At 69.5% G+C, this 25,258-nt stretch carries 20 protein-coding genes; 9 read left to right on the forward strand and 11 right to left on the reverse strand.

What is annotated here, in order from left to right:
• The first annotated feature begins 99 nt into the window (after positions 1-99).
• The gene (locus tag ACQEWB_RS13765; RefSeq protein ID WP_432830580.1) at positions 100-1,299 is read left to right on the forward strand and encodes a serine hydrolase domain-containing protein; all 1,200 of its coding nucleotides are present in this window, start codon (positions 100-102) and stop codon (positions 1,297-1,299) included.
• On the opposite strand, the gene ACQEWB_RS13770 is transcribed toward ACQEWB_RS13765, so the two are convergent.
• From ACQEWB_RS13770 to ACQEWB_RS13795, 6 genes are all read right to left on the reverse strand, one after another.
• Positions 1,286-2,689, reverse strand: coding sequence for a glycoside hydrolase family 30 protein (locus ACQEWB_RS13770; RefSeq protein WP_432830582.1), 1,404 nt, complete (start codon positions 2,687-2,689; stop codon positions 1,286-1,288). The two genes, ACQEWB_RS13765 and ACQEWB_RS13770, sit on opposite strands and share 14 nt — an antisense overlap.
• Positions 2,690-2,799: 110 nt before the next feature.
• Positions 2,800-4,176: an alpha-amylase gene (locus tag ACQEWB_RS13775; protein ID WP_432830584.1), complete on the reverse strand. Its 1,377-nt coding sequence runs from the start codon at positions 4,174-4,176 to the stop codon at positions 2,800-2,802.
• A 123-nt stretch (positions 4,177-4,299) separates the two neighbouring features.
• Positions 4,300-5,967 (reverse strand): glycoside hydrolase family 13 protein, encoded by a 1,668-nt coding sequence (locus tag ACQEWB_RS13780; protein ID WP_432843801.1) that lies wholly within the window; start codon positions 5,965-5,967, stop codon positions 4,300-4,302.
• Positions 5,968-6,140: 173 nt separating this feature from the next.
• Positions 6,141-7,052, reverse strand: a complete 912-nt coding sequence (locus tag ACQEWB_RS13785) for a sugar ABC transporter permease (RefSeq protein ID WP_432830586.1) — start codon at positions 7,050-7,052, stop codon at positions 6,141-6,143.
• A 13-nt stretch (positions 7,053-7,065) separates the two neighbouring features.
• Complete coding sequence (locus ACQEWB_RS13790) at positions 7,066-8,070, reverse strand: carbohydrate ABC transporter permease (protein ID WP_432830588.1); 1,005 nt, start codon at positions 8,068-8,070, stop codon at positions 7,066-7,068.
• A gap of 111 nt (positions 8,071-8,181) precedes the next feature.
• Positions 8,182-9,453 (reverse strand): extracellular solute-binding protein, encoded by a 1,272-nt coding sequence (locus tag ACQEWB_RS13795; RefSeq protein WP_432830590.1) that lies wholly within the window; start codon positions 9,451-9,453, stop codon positions 8,182-8,184.
• A 390-nt stretch (positions 9,454-9,843) separates the two neighbouring features.
• Here ACQEWB_RS13795 and ACQEWB_RS13800 point away from each other — a divergent pair, with 390 nt between their 5' ends.
• On the forward strand, positions 9,844-10,878 hold the full coding sequence (locus ACQEWB_RS13800) for a LacI family DNA-binding transcriptional regulator (protein WP_432830592.1): 1,035 nt from the start codon (positions 9,844-9,846) through the stop codon (positions 10,876-10,878).
• Between the two features lie 98 nt (positions 10,879-10,976).
• Positions 10,977-11,828 (forward strand): phosphatase PAP2 family protein, encoded by an 852-nt coding sequence (locus ACQEWB_RS13805; protein ID WP_432830594.1) that lies wholly within the window; start codon positions 10,977-10,979, stop codon positions 11,826-11,828.
• Positions 11,829-11,882: 54 nt separating this feature from the next.
• Here ACQEWB_RS13805 and ACQEWB_RS13810 read toward each other — a convergent pair whose 3' ends face one another.
• The gene (locus ACQEWB_RS13810; RefSeq protein WP_432830596.1) at positions 11,883-13,463 is read right to left on the reverse strand and encodes an amidohydrolase; all 1,581 of its coding nucleotides are present in this window, start codon (positions 13,461-13,463) and stop codon (positions 11,883-11,885) included.
• 69 nt (positions 13,464-13,532) lie between these two features.
• Entirely contained in the window at positions 13,533-15,002 is a 1,470-nt protein-coding gene (locus ACQEWB_RS13815) for an APC family permease (protein WP_432830598.1), read from the reverse strand.
• A gap of 187 nt (positions 15,003-15,189) precedes the next feature.
• Here ACQEWB_RS13815 and ACQEWB_RS13820 point away from each other — a divergent pair, with 187 nt between their 5' ends.
• A complete protein-coding gene (locus tag ACQEWB_RS13820) occupies positions 15,190-15,801 on the forward strand; it encodes a TetR/AcrR family transcriptional regulator (RefSeq protein WP_432830600.1) in 612 nt (203 codons plus the stop codon).
• A gap of 174 nt (positions 15,802-15,975) precedes the next feature.
• On the opposite strand, the gene ACQEWB_RS13825 is transcribed toward ACQEWB_RS13820, so the two are convergent.
• Complete coding sequence (locus ACQEWB_RS13825) at positions 15,976-18,966, reverse strand: bifunctional [glutamine synthetase] adenylyltransferase/[glutamine synthetase]-adenylyl-L-tyrosine phosphorylase (protein ID WP_432830602.1); 2,991 nt, start codon at positions 18,964-18,966, stop codon at positions 15,976-15,978.
• 147 nt (positions 18,967-19,113) lie between these two features.
• Between ACQEWB_RS13825 and ACQEWB_RS13830 the strand changes: the two genes are divergently transcribed.
• From ACQEWB_RS13830 to ACQEWB_RS13850, 5 genes are all read left to right on the forward strand, one after another.
• Positions 19,114-19,626, forward strand: coding sequence for a pyridoxamine 5'-phosphate oxidase family protein (locus ACQEWB_RS13830; protein WP_432830604.1), 513 nt, complete (start codon positions 19,114-19,116; stop codon positions 19,624-19,626).
• A 23-nt stretch (positions 19,627-19,649) separates the two neighbouring features.
• Positions 19,650-20,090, forward strand: coding sequence for a VOC family protein (locus tag ACQEWB_RS13835; protein WP_432830606.1), 441 nt, complete (start codon positions 19,650-19,652; stop codon positions 20,088-20,090).
• Positions 20,091-20,231: 141 nt separating this feature from the next.
• Complete coding sequence (locus tag ACQEWB_RS13840) at positions 20,232-21,116, forward strand: alkaline phosphatase family protein (RefSeq protein WP_432830608.1); 885 nt, start codon at positions 20,232-20,234, stop codon at positions 21,114-21,116.
• A gap of 1 nt (position 21,117) precedes the next feature.
• Positions 21,118-22,437 (forward strand): MFS transporter, encoded by a 1,320-nt coding sequence (locus tag ACQEWB_RS13845; RefSeq protein WP_432830610.1) that lies wholly within the window; start codon positions 21,118-21,120, stop codon positions 22,435-22,437.
• The gene (locus ACQEWB_RS13850; RefSeq protein WP_432830612.1) at positions 22,434-23,456 is read left to right on the forward strand and encodes a TolB family protein; all 1,023 of its coding nucleotides are present in this window, start codon (positions 22,434-22,436) and stop codon (positions 23,454-23,456) included. The genes ACQEWB_RS13845 and ACQEWB_RS13850 overlap by 4 nt, the downstream gene beginning before the upstream one ends.
• A 3-nt stretch (positions 23,457-23,459) precedes the next feature.
• Here ACQEWB_RS13850 and ACQEWB_RS13855 read toward each other — a convergent pair whose 3' ends face one another.
• Together ACQEWB_RS13855 and ACQEWB_RS13860 are read right to left on the reverse strand one after the other, a co-directional pair.
• Positions 23,460-23,687, reverse strand: a complete 228-nt coding sequence (locus ACQEWB_RS13855; protein WP_432830614.1) for a DUF4231 domain-containing protein — start codon at positions 23,685-23,687, stop codon at positions 23,460-23,462.
• Between the two features lie 111 nt (positions 23,688-23,798).
• A complete protein-coding gene (locus ACQEWB_RS13860; RefSeq protein ID WP_360823766.1) occupies positions 23,799-25,160 on the reverse strand; it encodes a glutamine synthetase family protein in 1,362 nt (453 codons plus the stop codon).
• Positions 25,161-25,258: the final 98 nt, after the last annotated feature.

The following is a 25,258-nucleotide window of genomic DNA, read 5'->3' on the forward strand; positions in this document are numbered from 1 at the left end:
GAGTGAACTCGCCGGTACGACTGTCGGAAGAAGGCCTGGTGGAACGTCACTGATGGTGATCTTGCGGTCCGAACCCCTGACCGAAAGAGGCACCGCGCCATGCGACGTATCCCCCACCGCCGACTGCTCGGCGCGACGCTGTTCGTGGCGTCGCTGCTGGTTCCGATGGCAGCCGCTCCCGCCACGGCCGGACAGGCCGTGAGCGGGCAGCGGCATCCGCACGGTGACTGCCGGCCGGGTGGTCTCGGGCAGGAGACGACCACCCGGCTGGACCGGACCATCGCAGACGTGCGCAGGCAGGCGGGCATCCCCGGTGCCGTCGTCGGGCTGTGGATGCCGGGCAAGGGGTGTTACGTCCGTGCGAGCGGGGTCGCCGACAAGGTCAGCGGGCGGCCGATGGCCACCGAGAACTTCTGGCGGATCGGCAGCGAGACCAAGACCTTCACCGTCACCGCGCTGCTCGAACTCGTCGACGAGCAGCTCATCGGGCTGGACGACCCGATCTCCCGGTACGTCCACGGCGTGCCGAACGGCCGCCACATCACACTCCGCCAGCTCGCGGAGATGCGCAGCGGGCTGTTCCCGTACAGCGCCGACCCGGACTTCGCCCATGACCTCCTGAGCGACCCGCAGCGCTATTTCACGCCCCGGGAAGTGCTGGCGTACGGCTTCAAGCACAAGAACACCTTCAAGCCGGGCACGCAGTTCCAGTACTCCAACAGCAATCTCGTGCTGCTCGGCATGGTGGTCGAGAAGGTGAGCGGGCAGCGGCTCGGCGACTTCCTCGACGAGCGGGTTCTCGGACCGGCGCGGCTGCACCACACACTGCTGCCGCACGGGCCGGAGTTCCCCGAGCCACACCCCCGCGGCTACACCAACCAGACCCTGAGCGGCGAGGTCGCCGACTCCACGGACTGGAACCCGAGTTGGGCCTGGGCGGCCGGGGCGATGATCTCCGACCTGCACGACCTGCGCCGCTGGGCCGAGATCGTCGCCACGGGCAAGCTGCTCAGCCCCGAGACCCAGGCCCAGCGCCTCAAGACCCTGCCGACCGGCTTCCCCGGCACCAGCTACGGCCTCGGCATCTTCGAGACCGGCGGCTGGATCGGGCACAACGGCTCCATCCCGGGCTACGAGACCGTGACCGTCTACCTGCCCTCCCAGCGGGCCACCCTGGTCATCATGATCAACACGGACATCACCAGCCAGGGCCAGGAGCCGTCCTCCCTCCTCGCCCGCGCGATCACGCGCATCGTCACTCCGCACAACGTCTACGACGGCGCGGCTACTGCTTCTTGATCGTGTACGTCACCAGGGAGCGGGCCGGGACCGTGGTGTTCAGCGTCCCCGCGCTCACGGCAACGGCCGACTGCTGAGCCATGCCGTGCGTGCCGTCGGTGAGGTACGGGGTCGCCGTCCCGGTGGTGATGCCGGTGTTCTGCAGGCTGAAGGACACGGGTGTGGCGGTCGTGGACGCGTTGAGCGCCACGACCGTCACCGTGCCGTCGGGGTTGCGGAAGGCCGAGAGCCTGAGGTTCGTGTCGCCGGTGGTCGCGGCGATGCGGGTCGCGCCCGGGCGGACGAAGCGGCTGTAGTTGGCCAGCGCCCAAAGGCGTTTGGACACGTGGTAGTTGTCGCCGTCCATCTGGATCAGGCCGCGGGTCGCGCCCGTCGAGGCGCCGTACCAGTAGACGTAACCGCTGACGTTCCCCTTCGTCAGGGCGTCGTTGACGGCGGAGGCGACCGTGAAGCCGTCGTAGCCGCTGCCGTCGTCCCAACTCTCGTTCCAGGTGGTGCCGTTGGGCGACCACTCCGACATCCAGGTGCGCTTCGAGGTCGGCAGGGGGCTGTCCACCGCGCTGGCGTAGTTGTGGCCGGTGTGGGTCGTGACATAGCCGCGGGCCACCGGGTCGGCCTCGATCGCGCTCGTGTACGCCTTCTGCTGGGTCCAGCCGAAGGAGTCGCAGCAGGTGACCTTGTAGCCGTTCGCCGACGCGACCGGACCGAAGACCTTCGTGAACTCCACCGCCTGCGCCGGTGTCAGCCGCATCGAGTCGTACGTCGCCGTCCAGTCGGGTTCGTTGGTGAAGCCGATGTCGGTGACGCCGATGCCCTCCTGGCCGTAGAACCGGGCGTACCGCACAAGGAAGTCGGCGTACGCCTTCCGCCAGTCGCCGCTCGCGCAGGTGGCCCCCGAGAGGCCGCACAGGGTACCCCCGTTCGCGTCCGTGCCGTTGGTCTTCATGTAGCCGGGGGCCGTCCAGGCGTCGGCGTAGAAGCGGTTGACGCCGTACGACTTGGCCTGTTCGGCCAGCCAGACCTGGCCCTTGTCGTAGCCGTCCCAGGTGTACTTGGGGGTCGCGTTCGGGCCGCCCGGGTCGGTGGGCTGGATGCCGGAGTCGATGCCCAGGCGCAGGATGCTGAGGCCGGCGCCGGTGGTGCGGTTGAAGAGGAGGTCGAGGATCTCGCGCTGGTGCTGGGCGGACAGGCCCTGCGAGCCGTTCATGATGGCGGCGCGGCCGAAGTGCTCGGAGATGCCGAAGCCGTCGATGGGCTGGTACGCGGTGGCGCCGTTGACGGTGGCCGAGGTGGCGGCGGCGGCCCCCGGCAGGGTGGCCGCGGTGGTACCGGCGGCCGTGAGTAAGGCCGCCGCGGCCGTCGACGCCCACTTCCCGAGTCTGCGCTGCATGATGCTCCCTTCAGCGGGAGCGCACGAGTGGGAGCGCTCCCATACGACGGACAGCAGGGAACGTAGGACGACACTCGACGAGCGTCAATCCCACGCGCCCCGCTGGTCGTTCAGCAGCTCGTCTTGCCGGTGTAGATGGCGAGCGCCGTGTTGGAGCCGAGAGTGGCGGTGAACTGGCCGCTGGAGTTCACCGTGACGCTCGTGTTGTTCTGCACGTTGCAGTACGTCCCGGTGGGCAGCGAGGTCTGGTACGTCCGACTCAGGCTGCTCGACTCGTGGTTGATGGCCACGTAACCCTTGCTGCCCCGCCCGAAGGCGATCGCGTCGCCGCCGTTGTCCCACCAGTTGGTGACGGACTCGCCGCGCACGGCGTTGCGGAAGGCGACCATGCGGATGATCTCCGGCCAGGCGTGCTGGCACTTCCAGCCGTCCTGCCAACAGGCGGTCACGGAGCCGTTGTTGGGCGGCCCGGCGTCCGTGTCGGACCACTCGTAGCCGGAGTTGATGTCCGGGGCGCCGTACGGGTAGGCGAGCATGAAGACGTTGGCGAGGGTGTAGTTCGCCCCGTCCTTGTAGTTGAGGGTGCTGCCGTTGCGCTCCGTGTCGTGGTTGTCGACGAAGACGCCGACCACCGAGCTGCTCATGTAGCCCCAGCCCTCGCCGTAGTTCTTCAGGTAGGCGAGGTTCTCGTTGTTGAAGACGCGCTTGAGGTCGTAGGCGTAACGGAACTCCTGGACGTCCCCGTTGCCCGTGTACTCGGTCGGCTGGACGGCCTCTCCGCTGCCGTAGATGACCTCCTGCTTCCAGTACACCGACGTGTTGCTCAGCCGGGACTTGATGTTGGCGAGGTCGGTGGCCGGGATGTGCTTGGCCGCGTCGATGCGGAAGCCGTCGACCCCGTAGCCGAGGAGGGTGTTCATGTAGCCGGCGATGGTGGCGCGGACGTACTCCTCGCCGGTGTCCAGGTCGGCGAGGCCGACGAGTTCGCAGTTCTGGACGTTGGCACGGTTGGTGTAGTCGGTGATCGTGGAGGTGCAGTCGTCCATGTCGTACGAGGAGTACAGGCCGGGGTAGTTGTACTTCGTGTACGACGAGCCGCCGGTGCCCGTCCCGCTGCCCGCCGACATGTGGTTGACGACCGTGTCGACGACGACCTTCACACCCGCCGTGTGGCAGGTGTTGACCATGTTCTGGAAGGCGGTGGCGTCACCGAGCCGGCCCGCGATCTTGTAGCTCACCGGCTGGTACGAGGTCCACCACTGCGAGCCCTGTATGTGCTCGGCGGGCGGGCTGACCTGGACGTAGCCGAAGCCGGCGGGGCCGAGGGTGTTGGTGCACTCCTTGGCGACCGAGGCGAAGTTCCACTCGAAGAGGACGGCGGTGACGTCCTTGGTGCCGGGCGGGGAGGCGGACGCCGTGGTGGGGGACATGACGGCGGTCGCGGCGGCCAGGGCAAAGGCCGCGGAAACGTATCTTCTGGGGGCCATGTGGGGGCTCCTTCACCTTTGAAGGTTCTTGCTGCAAGTTTTCAATTAACTTGCGGTGACGGAGATGTTAAAGGCCCGCTGCCTGAAAAGGCAGCGGGCCGTGTGAAGTTGATGCAAGAAATTTCAGGGGCGGGTGGTGAACCAGACCGTCGTGTCCGCCGGAACCTTCGTCTCGCCGTCCGCCTCGGTGACTTCGCCGCTGGCGAGCAGCAGCCGGCCGTACGCCGGAGTCGTGACGGACTCGCCGCCGGTGTTGGCGACGCACACGAACTCGCCGCGCCGGAAGGCCAGTACGCCCTCGGGGGCACGCAGCCACTCGACCGTGTCACCGGCGCCGAGGTCGGGCTCTTCGCGGCGGGCGGCGAGGGCGGCGCGGTACAGCTCCAGGGTGGAGCCGGCGACGCCGGTCTGCGCCTCCACGCTCAACTCGCCCCAGCCGTCCGGCTGCGGGAGCCAGCTGCCGCCGGCGCCGAAGCCGTACGACGAACCCTCCCGCGTCCACGGGATCGGCACCCGGCAGCCGTCGCGGAAACCGTCCTGGCCCGCGCCGCGGAAGTAGGCCGGGTCCTGGCGGACCTCGTCCGGGAGGTCGACGACGTCCGGCAGGCCGAGCTCCTCGCCCTGGTAGACGTACGCCGAACCGGGCAGCGCGAGCATGAGGAGGGTGGCGGCACGGGCCCGGCGCAGGCCGAGTGCGCGGTCGCCGGCCAGGCGGATCTGGGTGCCGAGGCCGGGCGGGTTGGCGAAGCGGGTGGCGTGCCGGGTGACGTCGTGGTTGGACAGGACCCAGGTGGCGGGGGCGCCGACCGGGCGCATGGCGTCCAGGGTGCGGTCGACGACCTTGCGGAGCTCGTCCGCGTCCCAGTCGGTGGACAGGTACTGGAAGTTGAAGGCCTGGTGGAGCTCGTCCGGGCGGACGTAGTTGGCGGTGCGCTCGACGGTCGGGGTCCAGGCCTCGGCGACGAAGATGCGCTCGCCGCTGTACTCGTCGAGGATGAGCCGCCACTGGCGGTAGATGTCGTGCACGCCGTCCTGGTCGAAGAACGGCATGACATCGTTGCCCAGCAGCTTGAGCTGTTCGTGGGAGCCGAGGTCGGGCAGGCCGTCCGCCTTGACCAGGCCGTGGGCGACGTCGATACGGAAGCCGTCGACGCCCATGTCGAGCCAGAAGCGCAGGATGGAGCGGAACTCGTCGCCCACCGCCGGGTGTTGCCAGTTGAAGTCGGGCTGCTCGGGGGCGAAGAGGTGCAGGTACCACTCGCCGTCCGGGAGCCTCGTCCAGGCGGGGCCGCCGAAGATGGACTCCCAGTCGTTGGGCGGGAGTTCGCCGTTCTCGCCCTTGCCGGGGCGGAAGTGGTACCGGTCCCGGAGCGGCGAGCCCGGGCCCTCGGCGACCGCCCGCTTGAACCACTCGTGCTGGTCGGAGGAGTGGTTGGGGACCAGGTCGACGATGATCCTGAGGCCCAGCCGGCGGGCGTCCCGGATGAGCGCGTCCGCGTCGAGCAGGTTGCCGAACATGGCGTCCACGGCCCGGTAGTCGGCGACGTCGTAGCCCGCGTCGGCCTGCGGGGAGGCGTAGAAGGGGCTGAGCCACACGGCGTCCACGCCGAGGTCGCGCAGGTACGGGAGTCGGGAACGTACGCCTTCCAGATCGCCCATGCCGTCGCCGTTGCTGTCGGCGAAGCTGCGCGGATAGACCTGGTAGATCACCGCGTCCCGCCACCAGTCGCTGCGCTTGGCTTTGGCGGGGGTCTGGGCCGGGGCGGCGATGGCGGAGTGCTGCTGGGTCATGGCGTCCTTGGGGCTCAGCGGAGTCATTGGGTCAGGTATGCGTGACGAGACGGCCGCGGTGTCAGCGGGGTCGGATGGACATCGCGGCCGTCTCGGGTTTTGGGTGCGGCGCCGTGGGGGCTGGTCGCGCAGTTCCCCGCGCCCCTATCGGGGCGCTGTTCCGGACCGGCGTTTCAGCCCTTCGTGCCGCCTGCTGTCAGGCCGGTAACCAAGTTCTTCTGCACGAGGTAGAAGAACGCCGAGACCGGTATCGCGATCAGTACCGCCGTCGCCGCCATCAGGTTGCGTTGGGCGTCGTGTTCGCTGACGAAGGTCTGGAGGCCCACCGCGAACGTGTACTTGGTGTCGGACAGCATGAACGTCGACGCGAACGCGACCTCGCCGAAGGCCGTGAGGAAGCTGTAGAAGGCCGCGACCGCCAGGCCCGGCTTGGCGAGCGGCAGGATCAGTCGCGCGAACGTGCCGAAGGGGGTCAGCCCGTCGACGCGTCCGGCCTCGTCGATCTCGAAGGGGATCGTGTCGAAGTAGCCCTTCAGCAGCCAGGCGCAGTAGGGCACCGCGGTCGTGCAGTAGACGAGGATGAGCCCAAGGTAGCTGTCGATGAGCTGGAGGTCCGACAGGATCTGGTACATCGGCACCATGAGTACGGCCACCGGGAACATCTGGGTGACCAGTAGCACCCACATGAACTTCCGGTAGCCCGGGAAGCGCATCCGGGAGACCGCGTAGCCGGTGGTGGCGGCGATCAGGACGCCGATGACCGTCGTGCCCAGCGAGACGATCAGCGAGCTCTTCAACCAGTCGAAGAACTCCGTGTGCTGGAGGACGAACGAGTAGTTGGAGAACGACATCTTGGACCAGATGCCGCCGGGGTGGAGGTAGTCGTCCTTGTCGGGGCCGAGGGAGAGGTAGATCAGCCAGGCCACCGGGAAGAAGGCGATCAGGCTCGCGACGATCAGGATGCCGTGCGAGACGAGACGCCCGGTGGGGCTCTGCTCGCCGCGGCGGCGCACCCTGCGCGGCGGGACGGCCGCGGAGTCCCGCTCGCCGGCCGCCGCGGAGGTCTCGACAGTGGTCGTACTCATGGGGGCTCCTGCCTCAGATCGCGAGCTGCTGCTCATTGCGGTTCAGCCAGCGGCGGTAGAAGGAGGTGAAGACGATCAGGACGGCCAGCAGCAGGATGCCGTAGGCGGCGGACTGGGCGAAGTCGCGCGGCTGCTGTCCGAAGCCGAGGTAGTAGGCCCACGTGACCAGGATCTGGGCGTCGGGGGCGGTGTTGCCGAACAGCAGGAAGATGACGGCGAACTGGTTGAAGGTCCAGATGATGCCGAGCAGTACGACGGTGGAGCTGACGGAGCGCAGCCCCGGCAGGGTGACGTACCGGAAGCGCTGCCAGGCGGTGGCGCCGTCCATCTCGGCGGCCTCGTAGAGCGAGCCGTCGATGGACTGGAGGCCGCCGAGCAGCGAGACCATCATGAAGGGCACACCGCACCAGGTGTTGACCATGATCGCGGCGAACCGCTGCCAGAACGTGCTCTCCAGCCAGTCCGGTTGGGGCAGATGGAGCGCGTCGAGGGCGATGTTGATGATGCCACCGTCGGCGAGCATGAACCGCCAGCCGAAGACGGTGACGAAGGTCGGCACGGCCCACGGCAGGATGAGGATCAGCCGGTACAGGGTCCGCCCGCGGAGCTTCTGGTTGAGCAGCAGCGCCAGGCCGAGGCCGATCGTGTAGTGGAGGGCGACGCAGAGCGCGGTCCACACGATGGTCCAGATGAAGTGCGACCAGAAGCGGTCGTAGGAGGTCGGGCCGAACAGGATGTCCTTGTAGTTGTCGAGCCCGATGAACTTGTAGGTGGCGTCGATGTGGTTGACGCCGATCGTGCGCGCGGTGTTGAGGCTGTTGGCGTCGGTGAGGGTCAGGTAGACGCCGTACACCAAGGGGTAGAGCACGAGGACGCCGAGGACGATCGCGACCGGGGCGATCATCGCGTACGCGTACCAGTGCTTCTGGAAGCTGTTCCTGAGGCGTTGGCCCAGCCCGGGCCGCGGCGCGCGGTCACCGTGGCGTTTGCCGGTGGCGCGGTCGATGGCGACTGTCATGTTCGACACCTTCTGGAAGTTCTACGGCTCTGAGAAGTGGCTGGGCACAGGCCGGTGACCGCCGGATCCCCTCCCCCCATGATCAGAGGGGACCCGGCGGTCACGCGGGGCTCACTTGCTGAAGTCCGGCACCAGCTTGGCGATGGCGAGTTCAGCGTTGCTCAGACCCTTGTCCAGGGACTCCTTGCCGCCGGCGATCTTCGGCAGCTCGGTGTCCAGCGGGCCCCACAGGGAGCTGTACTCGGGCAGCGCGGGCCGCGGCTGGGCGGCGGAGAGGACACCCTGGAAGCCGGCGATGCCCGGGTCGGCCTTGACCTCGGCGGTGTAGGCGTCGTCGCGGGTGGGCAGCGTGGAGTTCTTCAGGGCGATCTCCGTCTGGGACTTGGCGGAGGTCATGAAGTTGACGAACTTCAGCGCGGCGGTCTGGTGGGCCTTGTCCGAACCGGCGTAGACGGACAGGTTGTGGCCGCCGGTCGGGGCGCCCGCCTTGCCGGTGGAGCCGGCCGGGACGGTGGCGATGCCGAGGTTGGACTTGTCCGTGAAGGCGGAGCCCTTGTAGAAGTTCGTGATCTCCCACGGGCCCTGGATGATGGCGGCGACCTTGCCGTTGACGAACGCGTCCTGGATGTGGGCGTAGGCGTCGGCGGTGGTGTCCGCCTTGTGCAGACCCTTGCCGGAGAAGAGGCTCAGCCAGGTGCCGTAGGCCTTCTTGGCGGCGTCGGAGTTCACGGTGATCTTCTTGGCGGACGCGTCGACGGTGTCGGTGCCCTCGCCGTAGAGGAAGGTCTGCGCGTAGTAGGCCTGGGTGGAGCCCCAGTAGCCGGGGACCTTGGCCTTGTCCTGGACCTTGGCGGCGTCGGCCTTCAGCTCGTCCCAGGTCTTGGGGGCCTCGGTGATGCCGGCCTTCTTGAAGAGGGCCTTGTTGTAGACGAGCGCGAGGGTGTCGGTGACCAGCGGGACACCGTAGGTCTTGCCCTCGTACTGGGCCTGCGTGATCAGGCTGGACTGGAACTTGCTCTGGTCCTTCAGGGCCTCGGTGCCGTCCAGCGGCAGGAAGTAGCCCTTCTTGGCGAAGGCGGGGGTCCAGCCGACCTCGGAACGCAGCACGTCCGGGGCGCCCTTGGAGCCTGCGGCGGTGTCGAACTTGTTCTGCGCCTGGTCGAAGGGGACGTTGACGTACTTGACCTTGACGTCCTTGTTGGCGGCCTCGAACTCCTTGACCAGGGCCTTGTACGTCGGCGCCTCATTGGTGGCGTTGGAGGTGTCCCACCAGGTGATGGTGACCGGACCGCTGGACTTGCCGCTGTCGTCGCTTCCGCCGCAGGCCGTCGCCGCGAGGGCGAGGGACGCCACCAGCGCGGTGGCCGCTATGCCACGCCGCATGAGATCTCCTTGAGGGTGAAAGCCCGTGTGGTGCGGAGGCCGGCCCCGTCTGCCGTCTCCGCCGTGCCGACTGCGCCTTTGCGGCCGCCGGGCGTCGCCGAACGTAACAGCGTTGTAAGCGGTGCGAAAGACCTTGCAGCAAAAAATTGCAAGACGGCCCGAAGGTTACCCGCCCGTGACCTCGCTTCGACCCCCGCGCAACCGCCTATTGAAGCCGCTGAGCGGGCTGGGGCACTCTTGTGCAAGACTCTGCAAGCTCTTGCCGTACCTGGCGCCCAGCGAACACGAGGGACCGCGATGACGCAGCAACCCGCACGGGGCCGGGCGACCGCTCGTGCCCGGCGCCCGATTGGTGTGCAAAGTGACAGTCGGCCGGTACAGTCCACCCCTGTGACCACACGGCTAGCCGACATCGCTGCCCAGGCGGGGGTGAGCGAAGCGACCGTCAGCCGCGTCCTCAACGGGAAGCCGGGCGTCGCCGCCACCACCCGCCAGTCCGTGCTCGCCGCGCTCGACGTCCTCGGCTACGAGCGCCCCGTACGTCTGCGGCAGCGCAGCGAGGGCCTGGTGGGCCTGATAACCCCGGAGCTGGAGAACCCTATATTCCCGGCCCTGGCCCAGGTGATCGGCCAGGCGCTGACCAGGCAGGGCTACACGCCCGTCCTCGCCACCCAGACCCCGGGCGGCTCGACGGAGGACGAGCTCACCGAGATGCTCGTGGACCGCGGGGTCGCCGGCATCATCTACGTCTCCGGCCTGCACGCCGACACCACGGCCGACATGGAGCGCTACGAGCGCCTGCGCGCCCAGGGCGTGCCGTACGTCCTGGTCGACGGCTTCTCCCCGAAGGTCCAGGCCCCCTTCATCTCCCCCGACGACCGCGCGGCGATGACCCTGGCCGTGACCCACCTGGTCTCGCTCGGCCACACCCGTATCGGCCTCGCCCTCGGACCGAAACGGTTCGTCCCGGTCCAGCGCAAGATCGAGGGCTTCGTGCGCGCGATGCAGGACCAGCTGGGCCTGAGCGCGCAGGCCGTCGAGTCCGACCTCGTCCAGCACTCCCTCTACACCCTGGAGGGCGGCCAGGCGGCCGCCACCGCGCTCATCGGCCGCAGCTGTACGGCGGTGGTGTGCGCGAGCGACATGATGGCGCTCGGCGCGATACGGGCGGCCCGCCAGCTCGGCCTCGAAGTCCCGCGGGACGTCTCGGTCGTGGGCTTCGACGACTCCCCCCTGATCGCCTTCACCGACCCGCCCCTCACCACCGTCCGCAAGCCGGTCCCGGCGATGGGTCAGGCGGCGGTGCGCACGTTGCTGGAGGAGATCGGCGGGACACCGGCACCGCACAGTGAGTTCGTGTTCATGCCGGAACTGGTGGTGCGGGGTTCGACCGCTTCGGCTCCTGGGGACCGGAATCGTTCCTAGGGAGTAGGTCCGGGGGTTCGTTTGTTGTAGAACATGCGCGCCGAACCCGACCGAGGGATGATCGGTGGCGGAAGGCATTTCTGGCAGACTTTGTGCCCATGGGTGACTCGACCGTGACCAGTCTGGAAGACCGTGAGCAGGCGGCCGTTCCGAACCCCGTCACGGCCTCGGACAAGCCGGGTCCGCTGCGCCGGCTGCGCACCCCGCGGCGCCCCCGACTCTGGTTCGAGATCCTTCTGATCGGGGTGAGTTACTGGACGTACTCACTCATCCGCAACGCGGTGCCGGAGCAGCGCGGGGCGGCGTTGCGCAACGCCGACTGGATCTGGCGGATGGAGCACCATCTCGGCATCGCGGTCGAGGAGTCCGTCAACCACGCGGTGAACTCCGTGACTTGGCTGATCGTCGGCATGAACTACTACTACGCCACACTGCACTTCATCGTGACGCTGAGCGTCCTGGTCTGGCTCTACCGCAGCCACCCCGGCCGCTACGCGGCGACGCGGCTGGTGCTCTTCGCGACCACGGGTGTGGCGCTGGTCGGTTACTACCTGTATCCGCTGGCGCCTCCGCGGCTCATGAACGGCAGCACGTTCATCGACACGGTCATGGTCCACCAGACCTGGGGCTCCATGGCGTCCGGCGACCTCAAGCACGTGTCCAACCAGTACGCGGCGATGCCGTCCATGCACATCGGGTGGTCGCTGTGGTGCGGGCTGACGATCTTCGCGCTGGCCAAGGTGCCGTGGGTGCGGGTGCTGGGGTTGCTGTATCCGGCGGTGACGTTGATGGTGATCGTGTCGACCGCCAACCACTTCTGGCTGGATGCGGTGGGGGGCATGCTGTGCCTGGCGTTCGGGTTCGCGGTGGCGCGGGTCTGGTACGGGGCTATGCCTTATGCGTTGCCTCGGGTGCCGGGGGGAATGCCGCGGCTGGAAGTGGCGCGGTAGGTTGTCGGGCGGCTGACGGCCTGTTGTGGCTGGTCGCGCAGTTCCCCGCACCCCTTAGGCATCTCCACTGGCCCGGTACATCACGTGACCGCCTGTCACCGTCAGCCTGATCGGTGCCTCCGCGAGTTCGTCCGCCGGGGACTCCACCGGATCCAGACCCAGGGCCGTCAGGTCAGCCCTGTACCCCACGGCGATACGGCCCGCCACCTCCGCCTCACCCGCCGCCTGCGCCGCATGGCTCGTGCAGCCTTCCAGGGCCTCCAAACCCGTCAAACCCGCCCTCGTCGACGCCGCGCCCCTCGGCGCACGCGCGGTCGCCAGTACCGCCCGTACGTCGTAGTGGGCGATCGGCCAGTCCGAGCCCAGGGCGACCGTCGCGCCGGCGTCCCGCAGGTCCCGTAGGCGCCATGCATGCCCGGACCGCTCGGTGCCCAGCCTCCTCGACCACTCGTCCGTACCGTCGGACCGGGTGTAACCGGTGTGCGGTGGCTGCATCGACGCCGCCACCCCCAGCTCCGCGAACCGCGGCAGAAGGGCGTCCGGAGCGGTCTCGATGTGCTCGATCCGGTGCCGTCCCCGGGCCCCCTCCCCCAGCCCCGCCACCACGTCCAGCACGTGCCGTACCGCCACGTCCCCGATGGCGTGCGTGGCCGTGCGGACGCCCGCCGCGTGCAGGTGCCGCACCGCAGCCCCGTACGCCTCCGGATCCGGCCAGAACGCCTCCGTCCCCTGCCCGTGGCAGTCCGCGTGCTCCAGCCAGGCCGTGCCGCCCTCCACGGTCCCGTCCATGAAGAACTTGACCCCGCCGACCTGCCAGTGCCGGCCCGCACGTCCCTGGAGGGCGATCAGCTCCTCCAGGCCCTCCTCGTCCACCCCCGGCATGCACCAGGGCGCGAACCGCAGCCGCACCGGCAGTACGGTCTCCCGCGCCACCGATTCGACCAGCTCCGCGTCCCCCGCATCCATGACATGCGCCCCGGTCAGCCCGGTCGCCGCCATCGCCGACAGCAGCTCGACCAGACGGGCCCGGCGGGCGGCGTACGACGGCCTGGGCACGGCCCCTGCCAACAGGTCCATGGCCGCGTGCTCGACGAGATGCCCCGTCGGCCGCCCCTCCGCGTCACAGACCACCTCCGAGCGCTGGGCGAAGGCCCGCGGCCCGGTCACGCCCGCCGCGGCGAGCGCCGAGCCGCTCGCGAGGGCGGAATGGCCGTCGTAGAGGCGCAGGAAGGCCGGTGCGCCGGCGAGCACGTCCTCGACGAGCGCACGATCCACGGCCCGCCCCTCGAAGGCGTTGTGATCGAGCCCGTACCCGATCACCCACCCCTCGATCCGTTCGGCCGTGGCCAAAGCCGCCCTCAGCCCTTCCAGATCCCGCACACCCGACAGATCCACCCCGGTCGCCATGTCCAGCCCCCACACGGGGTGACTGTGCGCGTCCACGAGTCCGGGCACGAGGTGCGCCCCCTCCAGGGCCACGACCTCCGTACCCGCCCCCCGCCACTCGTGTACGTCCCCCTCGTCGCCGACCGCCACGATCACCCCGTCGCTCACGGCGACGGCGGTGGCATGGGGGCGGGCGGGGTCGAGGGTGCGGACCTTGGCGCCGGTGAGGATCAGGTCGGGGGTGGGCATGAGTGACGGAACTCCCTTGTTCGGTAGGGCTGTACGGCTGAACGGCTATTCGGCTGTACGGCTGTACGGCTATTCGGCGGGCTCGGCGAGCTCGGCCGGCTCGGCGGCGAAGTCGGCGTAGACCTCTGGCCGTTGACGGCGCAGCCACCACGCCAGCGCAAGCCCTGTGACGAAGACGGCCGGTGCGATGACGATCAGGGTGGTGTTGACGACGTCGGACGCGCCGGTGAACAGGTCGATGTGGGTGATGACGAGCCCTATCGCGGTCGCGAGCAACAGGGCGGCGGCGACTGGCGCGACGACCGTGCGCAGGGCGCCCTCCTGGTGGCTTACCCGGCGGAAGTAGCAGGGCACCGCGATGGCGACGAGGAGCTGGAGGGTGAACAGGCCGATCATTCCCGGGGTGTTGACCCAGAGGAGCAGCTGTCCGTAGGGGTCGGCGCCGGCCGCCCAGAAGGCGATGACGACGACGGCGCCGAGGAGGGTCTGGGCGATGCCGGAGACGTACGGGGAACGGTGTCGGGCATGGATCCGGCCGAGCGCCTTGGGCAGCACGCCCTCCTCGGAGAGGGCGAGGGAGTACCGGTTGATCGCGTTGTGGAAGGCGAGCAGCGAGGCGATGACGCTGGTGACGATGAAGATGTGCATCAGGTCGGCCGCCCAGGCCCCGACATACGTGGTGATCGCGGAGAAGAAAAGGCCGCCGGGATCCTTGGCGGCAGCCGCGATCACCCCCGCGTCCCCGAAGGCCTGGATGACGATCCAGACCATGAACGCGTAGAAGAGCCCCAGGAAACCGATGGCCACATAGGTCGCGCGCGGCACCGTGCGCTCCGGGTCCCGAGCCTCCCGCCGGTAGATGACGGTCGACTCGAAGCCGGTGAACGCGGCGAAGGCGAAGGCGAGGACGACCGCCGTACCGGAAACGAACACATTCCCCGGCGCGAAGGAGGCACCGGACAACCCGCCCGCGCCGCCCTTGACGAGCACCCCACCCGCAAGCAGCACGAGGATGCCGGTCTCGGCGGCCAGCAGGACGGCGAGGAGTTTGGCGCCGAACTCGATGGAACGGTAGCCGCCGTATCCGATCAGGAGCAGGCCGACCAGGGAGATCGGCAGCCAGGGGACGTCGGTCCCGAACAGGGCGCGCAGGCTGTCCTTGGTGGCGCTGGCGAGGAGGCCGTAGACGCCGATCTCCATGCCGTTGTAGCCGATGAGGGCGAGCAGGGCGGCGCCGATGCCGACGGGGCGGCCGAGGCCGCGGGTGATGTAGGCGTAGAAGGCGCCGCCGCTCTTCACGTGCCGGCTCATGGTGGTGAAGCCGACGGCGAAGACGGCGAGGGTGATGCCGGCGATGAGGTAGCCGGCCGGGGCGCCGATTCCCCCCAGGAGAATCGCGAGCGGGGCGACGCCGGCCATGACGGTGAGCGGGGCGGCGGCGGACACCACGAAGAACGCGATGTCGGCGGTGCCGAGGGAGCCGGAGCGGAGGGTCGCCGTGGCGTTCGGCGTTCTCTCCTCCGGGGTGGTGACGGACATGGGCAAGCCCTTCGAGCGCGGCGGACGGGGAGGATTCCGGGCGTGCGGGATGGCCGGCGTTCCCGGGGCACCACTGATCGAACGGCACCCTGGACTCGTAAACCTAAAGGCTTTCGGTTTCGGCAATGTAGCCTCCTCGTGGGCATCCGGGAAGACCTGTCTCGCACCTTCAGGGGGGAACACACGCATGGGACGGCCGCGCACACCGCTCCTCGACCGTGAGCGCATCACCACGACGGCACTGCAACTCGTCGACGAGCAGGGCGACTTCAGCGTCCCGCAGATCGCGAAGCGGCTAGGGGCGCAGACGGGCTCGGTGTATCACCATGTGGACGGCCGTGAGGGCATCGTGGAGCTCCTGCGGGAGCGGGTCGCGGCCGCGATCGACCCCGGAACGCTGGATCTGACGCCCTGGGACAGCGCCCTGGAGGCATGGGCCCGCTCCTACCGAGCGGCCTTCGCCGCCCACCCGAAGGCGATCCCGCTCCTGATGACATCACCCGTACGAGCACCCCGGGTACTGGAGCAGTACGAGCGCGCGGTGACACTCCTGCTCGACGCCGGTTTCGCCCCGCCGTCCGTCATGCCCCTGATCATCGCCATGGAGAACCTCATCCTGGGCTCAGCCCTGGACCTGGCGGCTCCGGAGACGATGTGGGTACTGAGCGACTCGACCCCGACCCCCCGACTGGCCAGGGCACTCGCGGCAGTGGGCGAGGGCCGGGCGGACCGGGCCTTCGAGGTGGGCCTGGAGGGCTACCTGAACCATGCCCGGGCGCTACGCACAGCGAACGCGTAGCCCCACGCCCCCGCAGCCGCAAACGCACGGGAGCGGGTCGGGGCGGTACGGCGCAACCCGCCGCTTACGTGGTCCGTTGGGCTCGTTCCCCCCTTGACCCACAGCAGTACCGTCGGCGGCGGGTTCGCCGTACCGCCCCGACCCCGACCCCACCACACACCCCCGGCGCAGGCGCTACGCCCCGTAGAACAGCACTTCCACAACCGCCCGAGCCCGCCGCCCAGTCCGTCGATACGCGTCCAGCATGTCCCCCACATGCCCCGGCCCATACCCCAAGTACCGCCCCACCGCAGCCAGTTCACGCCCGTCCGAAGGAAACGTGTCCCCGGCCCGCCCCCGCACCAGCATCACCGCATTACGCACCCGAGTCGCCAACACCCAAGCCTCGTCGAGGATCTCGGCATCCTCCCCGGAGATCAGCTCGGCGGCCCGCGCGGCGGCAAGGGCCTCCCGCGTCCGCGTGGTCCGCAGCCCCGGCTCGGCCCACCCATGTTGCAACTGCAACAACTGCACGGTCCACTCCACGTCCGACAACCCCCCGGGCCCCAGCTTGGTATGCAGCTTGGGATCGGCCCCCCGAGGCAACCGCTCCGCCTCCATCCGGGCCTTCAGCCGCCGGATCTCCCGCACGGCGTCGTCCCCCAGCCCCTCCGCCGGATACCGCAACGGATCGACCAGCTCGATGAACCGCCGCCCCAGATCCGCGTCCCCCGCGACGGGTTCGGCCCGCAGCAACGCCTGCGACTCCCACACCAACGACCACCGCCGGTAGTACGCCGCATAGGAGTTCAACGTCCGCACCAGCGGCCCGGACTTCCCCTCGGGCCGCAGATCGGCGTCGATCAGCAACGGCGGATCGGCACTCGGCACCTGCAACAACCGTCGCATCTCGGCGACAACCTTGTTCGCGGCCTCGGCGGCGGTCTGCTCCGGCACCCCCGGCCGAGGCTCGTGCACGAACAGCACGTCGGCGTCGGACCCGTACCCGAGCTCATGCCCACCGAAGCGCCCCATGGCGATGACGGCGAACCGGGTCGGCAGGGTCTCCCCCCACGTGTCCCGCACAACGGCGCGCAGGGTGCCCGCGAGCGTCACCGCGTTCAGATCGGAGACGGCACCACCGACCCGGTCCACCAAAGCCCCCTGGTCGGCAGCCGCAGGCTGGGTCTCGGTGCCGTACGAGCCCACGATGTCGGCCGCGGCGGTACGGAACAGCTCACGCCGGCGCACCCCGCGCGCGGCCGTGACGGCCTGCTCGGCACCGTCGGCACGGCTGACCGCGGCGAGGACCTCCTGCTCCAGCGCGGCATGCTCCCGAGGCGCCAGCCCCTCATCCGCACCGAGCAGCGCCACCGCCTCGGGGGCCCGCATCAGCAGATCAGGCGCGAGCCGCCCGGCGGACAGCACCCGCGCAAGATTCTCGGCTGCGGCCCCCTCGTCCCTCAACAACCTCAGATACCAAGGCGTCTTCCCCAACGCATCCGAAACCTTGCGGAAGTTGAGCAACCCCGCATCCGGATCGGCCGAGTCCGCGAACCACCCCAACAACACCGGCAGCAAGGTCCGCTGGATCGCGGCCTTCCGAGTCACCCCGGAAGCCAACGCCTCCAGATGCCGCAACGCGGCCGCAGGATCCCCGTACCCCAACGCGACGAGCCGCTCCCGAGCCGCCCCCGGACTCAACCTGGCCTCACCAGGCGCGAGTTGGGCAACAGCATCGAGCAGCGGCCGGTAGAAGATCTTCTCGTGCAGCCGCCGCACGACAGCCGCATGCCGCTTCCACTCACGGTTCAGCTCGGCCACCGGATCCGTACGCAACCCCAACGAGCGGCCGATCCGCCGCAGGTCGGCCTCGTCCTCCGGCACCAGATGCGTACGCCGCAGCCGGTACAGCTGGATCCGATGCTCCATGGACCGCAGAAACCGATACGCCTCATCCAGCTGAGCGGCATCGGCCCGCCCGACATAGCCACCCGAGGCAAGAGCGTGAAGGGCATCAAGAGTCGTACCACTACGCAGCGAGGCGTCATCCCGCCCGTGCACCAACTGAAGCAGCTGCACAGCGAATTCGACGTCCCGAAGCCCACCCGGCCCGAGCTTCAGCTGCCGGTCCAACTCGGCGACAGGAATGTTCTCGACCACCCGCCGCCGCATCTTCTGCACGTCGCCGACGAAGTTGTCCCGCTCGGCGGCCTTCCACACCAGCGGCTCCAGCGCGGCCACGTACTCCTCGCCGAGCTCGATGTCCCCGGCGACCGGCCGCGCCTTGAGCAGCGCCTGGAACTCCCAGGTCTTGGCCCACCGTTGGTAGTACGCGAGATGGCTGCTGAGCGTCCGCACCAGCGGCCCGTTCCGCCCCTCGGGCCGCAGGTTGGCGTCGACGGGCCAGATGGCCCCCTCCACCGTCGTCTCCGAACAGACCCGCATCATGTGCGAGGCAAGCTTGGTGGCCGACCGCAGCGCCTTGCCCTCGTCGGCCCCGTCCACGGCCTCACCGACGAAGATCACGTCCACGTCGGACACGTAATTCAGCTCGTGGCCCCCGCACTTGCCCATGGCGATGACGGCGAGCCGGCACAGGGCGGCGTCCTCGGGCGCGGCGGAGCGGGCGATGGCAAGGGCGGCCCGCAGGGTCGCCGTAGCAAGATCGGCGAGTTCGGCCGCGGTCTCGGCCAGATCGGTCGTACCGCACACGTCCCGCGCGGCGATGGACAGCAGACACCGCCGATAGGCGACCCGCAACGACACCGGATCGCCCGCCTCGGCGAGCCCCCGCTCGAACTCCTCGACCCCCGGATGCAGGTCCCGCGGCTCATACGTGACGAGCGCCTGCCAGTCGTGCGGATGCCGGGCGAGATGATCGGCGAGCGCGGCGGACGCACCGAGCACGCCGAGCAGCCGGTCACGCAGCGGCTTGGCCGCTATCAGCGTGTCGAGCAGCTCACGCCGGGCCGTGGCTCCGGGCTGCGCCTCGAGCAGCCGTACCAGACCCAGCAGCGCGAGATCGGGGTCGGCCGTGGCGCCCAGGGCGTCGAGCAGCACCGGATCGTCGCGCACGGTGGTCAGCTCGGGCGCGTCCAGCAGCCGCTCGGCGGCCGAGGGATCGGTGAAACCGTGCCGCAGCAGCCGCGTGAAGGTACTGCTCCTGCGCCCCGGCGCCGTCATCCTCGGCCTCCCGTCGGATCAAGGTCGTACTGGCCCGAGCCTAACCTCACCCACCGGCACAAGCGCCTGCACAGGCGGCGATGAGTTCTGCGGTCACCGGGGGTCTGCCCTGTCGAGGACCAGTACGCACCCGGCGAAGGAGCACCCATGCCGCACCACCGACCGCACACCCGCCTGGACCGCAGCTACAGCGCTCCAGAGGCCACCGCGACCCCCTGGCCCGAGGCCGAGCCGAAGCTCGCCCGCGCCGAGCTCTTCTGGATCTCGACGGTACGACCGGACGGGCGCCCCCACGTGACCCCGCTGCCCGCGGTGTGGACGGACGGAGCCCTCCACTTCTGCACGGGCCCGGAGGAACGCAAGGCGAGGAACCTGGAGACCAACCCGCACGTCGTGCTGACCACCGGCACCAACACCTGGGACAAGGGCTACGACCTGGTGGTGGAGGGCGAGGCGGTGCGCGTGACCGACGAGGAACGGCTGCGCGTGCTGGCCGCTGCGTGGGAGGCGAAGTACGGCAGCTTCTGGCACTTCGAGGTGCGTGACGGGGCGTTCCACCACGGTGGCGGTCACGCCTTCGTCTTCTCGGTGGCGCCCCGGACCGTTTTCGGCTTCGGTAAGGGTGAGCCGTTCAGCCAGACGCGGTGGCGATTCGAATGACGTACGACAAAGGAGTCGTTCTCATGGACATGAGCCTCGAAGTGGTCCTGCTCCCCGTCTCCGACGTGGACCGGGCCAAGGCGTTCTACCGGGACAAGGTCGGCTTCCACGTGGACCTCGACGGCGAGGTGATGGAGGGGGTGCGGATCGTGCAGCTCACCCCGCCCGGCTCGGGGTGTTCGATCGCGCTGGTCGACGGGTTGCAGGTGCCGACGGGGACGCCGCAGCCGGGGACGTACCACGGGATGCAGCTGTGTGTGACGGACGCGAAGGCGGCGTACGACGAGCTGACCGCGCGCGGTCTGGAGGTCAGCGAGCCGCAGCAGTTCGCGCCGCAGGACGGGGCGACGTTCATGTACTTCAAGGACCCGGACGGCAACGGCTGGGCGATCCAGGAGTACCGGCGCCGGGCGACCGAGCCGCTGCACAAGGTGCTGGCCGAACTGGCCGCCAAGCAGCAGTAGTTGAGGTCGAAACGATTCGCCTGACTTCAGTTCATCAGCTCTTCACTCTGCCGGTTGGGTGACGTGGGGCGGGGGAATGTTGGCGTGTGCATGCTCTGTCCGCACCGCCGCCCCCGCCCTTCCCCCCCTCCGGAGGTAGATGTGTCCGGCAGTTCCGTGTACCGCCGCAGCCGTACGGCCGTGGCGTCCGCGCTCGCCTTCACCGCGGCGGCCGTCGGTCTGTGGACCGGCCTCGGCGGTTCCTCGTCCGCCGCGGCCGGTGTCCCGACCCCGGACCATGTGGTCGTCGTGGTCTTCGAGAACCACGCGTACAGCCAGGTGATCGGCTCCTCCAGCGCCCCGTACATCAACTCGCTGAAGACCGGCGGCGCCAACCTCAGCCAGTCGTACGCCGAGACCCACCCGAGCCAGCCCAACTACTTCGCCCTGTTCTCCGGCTCCACCCAGGGCATCACGGACGACAGCTGCTACACGCCCGGCTTCTCCTCGGCCGCCAACCTGGCCTCCGAGGTGATCGCCGCCGGCGGCACCTGGGCCAGCTACAACGAGACCCTGCCCAGCCAGGGCTCCACGACGTGCAGCAGCCGCAACTACGCGCGCAAGCACAACCCGTGGTTCGGCTTCAGCAACGTCCCGACCTCGACCGCGAAGACCTTCGCGCAGTTCCCGACCGACTACTCCACCCTCCCCGACGTCTCCTTCGTCGTCCCGAACCTGTGCAGCGACATGCACGACTGCTCGGTGGCGACCGGTGACACCTGGCTGAAGAACAACCTGAGCGCGTACGCCACCTGGGCCAAGACCCACAACAGCCTCCTGGTCGTCACCTTCGACGAGGACAACCGCCTGTCCGGCAACCGCATCCCGACGGTCCTGTACGGGCAGCCGGTCACCGCGGGCTCCAGCAGCTCGACCACGTACAACCACTACGACCTGCTGCGCACCCTGGAGGACTCGCAGGGCCTGACGACCCACGCCGGCAACGCGGCCTCCGCGTCCGACATCACGGGGATCTGGGCCTCCTGACATGTACGTAGCGGACAGCCGCGCCAGCACGTCAACTGCTGCGCAGGCGTCCGCGGAAGGTACCGCCCGGCGCGTCGTCGCCGGGCGGTACCGCACCGCGGTCGCCCCCACGGTCCTCGCGCTCGGCACGGTCAGCCTGATCACCGACGTGTCCTCGGAGATGGTGACCGCGGTCCTCCCCCTCTACCTGGTGGCGGGCCTCGGCCTGTCCCCGCTGGGCTTCGGGCTCCTGGACGGCATCTACAACGGCTTCTCGGCCCTGGTACGCCTGGCCGGCGGCCACCTCGCCGACCGCGGCGGCGGCCGCCACAAGTGGGTGGCGGGACTGGGTTACGGCATCTCGGCGGCCTGCAAGCCGTTGTTGCTGCTCGCGACCTCCCTGACGCCGATAGGCCTGATCCTGGCCGCCGACCGCACCGGCAAGGGCCTGCGCACGGCCCCCCGCGACGCCCTGATCTCCCTCTCCTCGACCCCCGGGACCCGGGGCCGTGCCTTCGGCGTGCACCGCGCGATGGACACGATGGGCGCGCTACTGGGCCCGCTGGTTGCGTTCCTGATCCTGCGGGCGACGGTGGACGGCTACGACGCGGTGTTCACGGTGAGCTTCTGTGTGGCGGTGGTCGGGGTACTGGTGCTGGTGCTGTTCGTGCCGGGTTCGCCGTCGGGGCCGAAGGCAGAGAAGGCGGTACGCCCGACCCGGCCGGCCACCGACACGCCGGCCCGCCCGACCATCCGTGCCGCGCTCGCCCTCCTCCGGCGTCGCGACCTGCGCCGCATCACCGTCTGCGCGCTCTTGCTCGGCCTCGCCACGGTGAGCGACTCCTTCGTCTACCTCCTCCTCCAGCGCCGCCTGGGCGTCCCCGACCGCTGGTTCGCACTGCTCCCGCTGGGTACGGCGGCGGCGTTCCTGCTGCTGGCGATACCGCTGGGGTGGCTGGCGGACCGGGTGGGCCGCCGGCGGGTGTTCCTGGCCGGGCACGGGGCGCTGTTGCTGGCGTACACCCTGCTCCTCACGTCCTGGCACGGCGCCGCGCTCCCCTACGCCGTCCTCCTCCTGCACGGCACCTTCTACGCGGCGACGGACGGCGTGCTGATGGCGGCGGCCTCGGACAGCGTGCCGGAGGAACTCCGCTCCTCGGGCCTGGCCGTCGTACAGACCGGACAGGCACTGGCCAGGTTCGCGTGCTCTCTCGGCTTCGGTGCGGCATGGAGCATGTGGGGCGATCGTACGGCGCTGCTGGCGTCGACGGCGGCGCTGGCGCTGTGCGCGGCGGTGTCCCTGACGACGCTGCGTCCGGCGGCCGAGGAGGCGACGGCATGACGATCCGTAACCGCATCCTGGTACTGGCCGCGGCGGTGCTCGCCCTCGCGGCGGTGGCCGTGGCCTCGATCCTGCACGCGTCGGCCCGCGCGGACCGCCGCGACCAGACCCAGCCGGGCGGCCCCCGCGTGACCTCGGGGACGGTCACCCTCACCACCCCCGGCCGGATGGTCTTCCGCAACATGGCCTGGGGCCCGCACCGCGACGAACTGACGACGGTCCCCGCCTCGAACCCCTCGGGCCCCCGCACCGCGTCCGGCGTCAAGTGCCTCCGCTTCTACGCCGCTTCGGGCACCGGCGTATGCCTCCAGGCGGTGCACGGCGCGGTCTCGGACACGTACCGGGCGGTCATCCTGGACGCGAACCTGAAGGAGCGGGCGAGGTACGACGTCCCCGGCATCCCGTCCCGCGCCCGCGTCTCCCCCACCGGCCACTTCGCCGCGTGGACGGCGTTCGTGGGCGGCGACTCGTACGCGGGCACGAACTTCTCGACGCGGGCGGCGATCGTGGACGTCCGCACGGGCGCCCTGACCCCGTCCCTGGAGTCGTACCGGGTGATGAAGGACGGCCACGCCTACCACGCGGCGGACGTCAACTTCTGGGGCGTGACCTTCGCGCCGGACGACCGCACGTTCTACGCGACGCTGGCGACGAAGGGCAGGACGTACCTGGTCCGAGGCGACCTCCGCACCCACACGGTCACCACGCTCCACACGAACGTGGAATGCCCGTCCCTGTCTCCCGACGGGACGCGCATCGCGTACAAGAAACGCGTCCCGGGCCTCCCGAAGGACGCCCCCTGGCACCTCTACGTCCTGGACCTGCGCACGATGCACGAGACCCCGCTCGCGGAGTCCCGCAGCGTGGACGACCAGGCGGTCTGGAAGGACGCCCGAACGATCGTCTACGCCCTGCCCGGCGACTACGGCGCGGACCTGTACACCGTTCCGGCGGACGGCACCGGGAAGGCACGGCGGATCAGCACGGCGGCGGTGTCGCCCGCGTACCCGGGCGGCTGACCATCAGTCGCCCTGCGGTCTCGTCCGCCTTCGCTCCCTGACCTCCACGACAGCCCCCACCACGACCGACAGCGAAATGGCCAACCACGCCACCTGGCTCCACGACTCGCCGAGCCAGAAGTGCGAGACGAGAGCAGCGACGCCGAAGCACAGCACCACCCAGACCAACCTCACCCAGCGGTGAGCCCGCAGGGCCCGCAACCGACTGGTTGTACCCCGTTCGTCCGACATACCCAACTCATTACCACGAAGCCGCTCCGGCGGTGGGACGAGTGGGGCCGACGGTCCATGACCGTCGGCCCCACTCCTCGAATCAGCGGGAAACCCGCCCCGACCTGCCCCCTACAGCACCGGCAGGTTCTTCCGCAGCTCGAACGCCGTGACCTCCGAGCGGTACTCCTCCCACTCCTGCCGCTTGTTGCGCAGGAAGAAGTCGAAGACGTGCTCGCCCAGGGTCTCCGCCACCAGGTCGCTGCGTTCCATCAGGGTCAGGGCCTCGCCCAGGTTCTGCGGGAGCGGCTCGATGCCCATCGCCCGGCGTTCCGCGTCCGACAGGGCCCAGACGTCGTCCTCCGCGCCCGGCGGGAGTTCGTAGCCCTCCTCGATGCCCTTCAGGCCGGCCGCCAGGAGGGTCGCGTACGCCAGGTACGGGTTGGCGCCGGAGTCCAGGGAGCGGACCTCCACTCGCGCCGAGCCCGTCTTGCCGGGCTTGTACATCGGGACGCGGACCAGGGCCGAGCGGTTGTTGTGGCCCCAGCAGATGTAGGACGGGGCCTCGCCGCCGGCGCCCGCCGTGCGTTCCGAGCCGCCCCAGATGCGCTTGTAGGAGTTGACCCACTGGTTGGTGACCGCGGAGATCTCCGCCGCGTGGCGGAGCAGGCCCGCGATGAAGGAGCGGCCGACCTTGGAGAGCTGGTACTCCGAGCCCGACTCGTAGAAGGCGTTCCGGTCGCCCTCGAAGAGCGAGAGGTGCGTGTGCATGCCCGAGCCGGGGTGCTCCGAGAACGGCTTCGGCATGAAGGTCGCCTGGACCCCCTGCTCCAGCGCCACCTGCTTCATGACCAGGCGGAACGTCATGATGTTGTCGGCCGTGGAGAGCGCGTCCGCGTAGCGGAGGTCGATCTCCTGCTGGCCCGGTGCGCCCTCGTGGTGGGAGAACTCGACCGAGATGCCCATCGACTCCAGCATGGTGATCGCCTGGCGGCGGAAGTCCATGCCGATGTTCTGGGGGGTGTGGTCGAAGTAGCCGGAGTTGTCGGCCGGGGTCGGGCGGGTGCCGTCCAGCGGGCGGTCCTTCAGGAGGAAGAACTCGATCTCCGGGTGGGTGTAGAAGGTGAAGCCCAGGTCGGATCCGCGCGTGAGGGCCCGCTTGAGGACGTAGCGCGGGTCCGCGAAGGACGGGGAGCCGTCCGGCATGAGGATGTCGCAGAACATCCGGGCCGTGCCGGGGGCCTCGGCGCGCCACGGGAGGATCTGGAACGTCGACGGATCCGGCTTGGCGATCATGTCGGATTCGTATACACGGGCGAAGCCCTCGATGGCCGAGCCGTCGAAGCCGATGCCCTCGTCGAAGGCCTGTTCCAGCTCGGCCGGGGCCACGGCGACGGACTTGAGGAAGCCCAGCACGTCCGTGAACCACAGGCGTACGAACCGGATGTCGCGCTCCTCCAAGGTCCGGAGCACGAACTCCTGCTGCTTGTCCATCTTCCGCTTCCCCATCCTTGCTGGTCAGGCCGCCTGTCTCCCTGTCCCGCAGGAGGCGGTCGGGCACCTGAGCATCACACCACAACAGCGTTTCGTGC

Origin of the sequence: Streptomyces sp. CA-249302 (genome assembly GCF_050936785.1) — a bacterium.
Classification (GTDB): domain Bacteria; phylum Actinomycetota; class Actinomycetes; order Streptomycetales; family Streptomycetaceae; genus Streptomyces.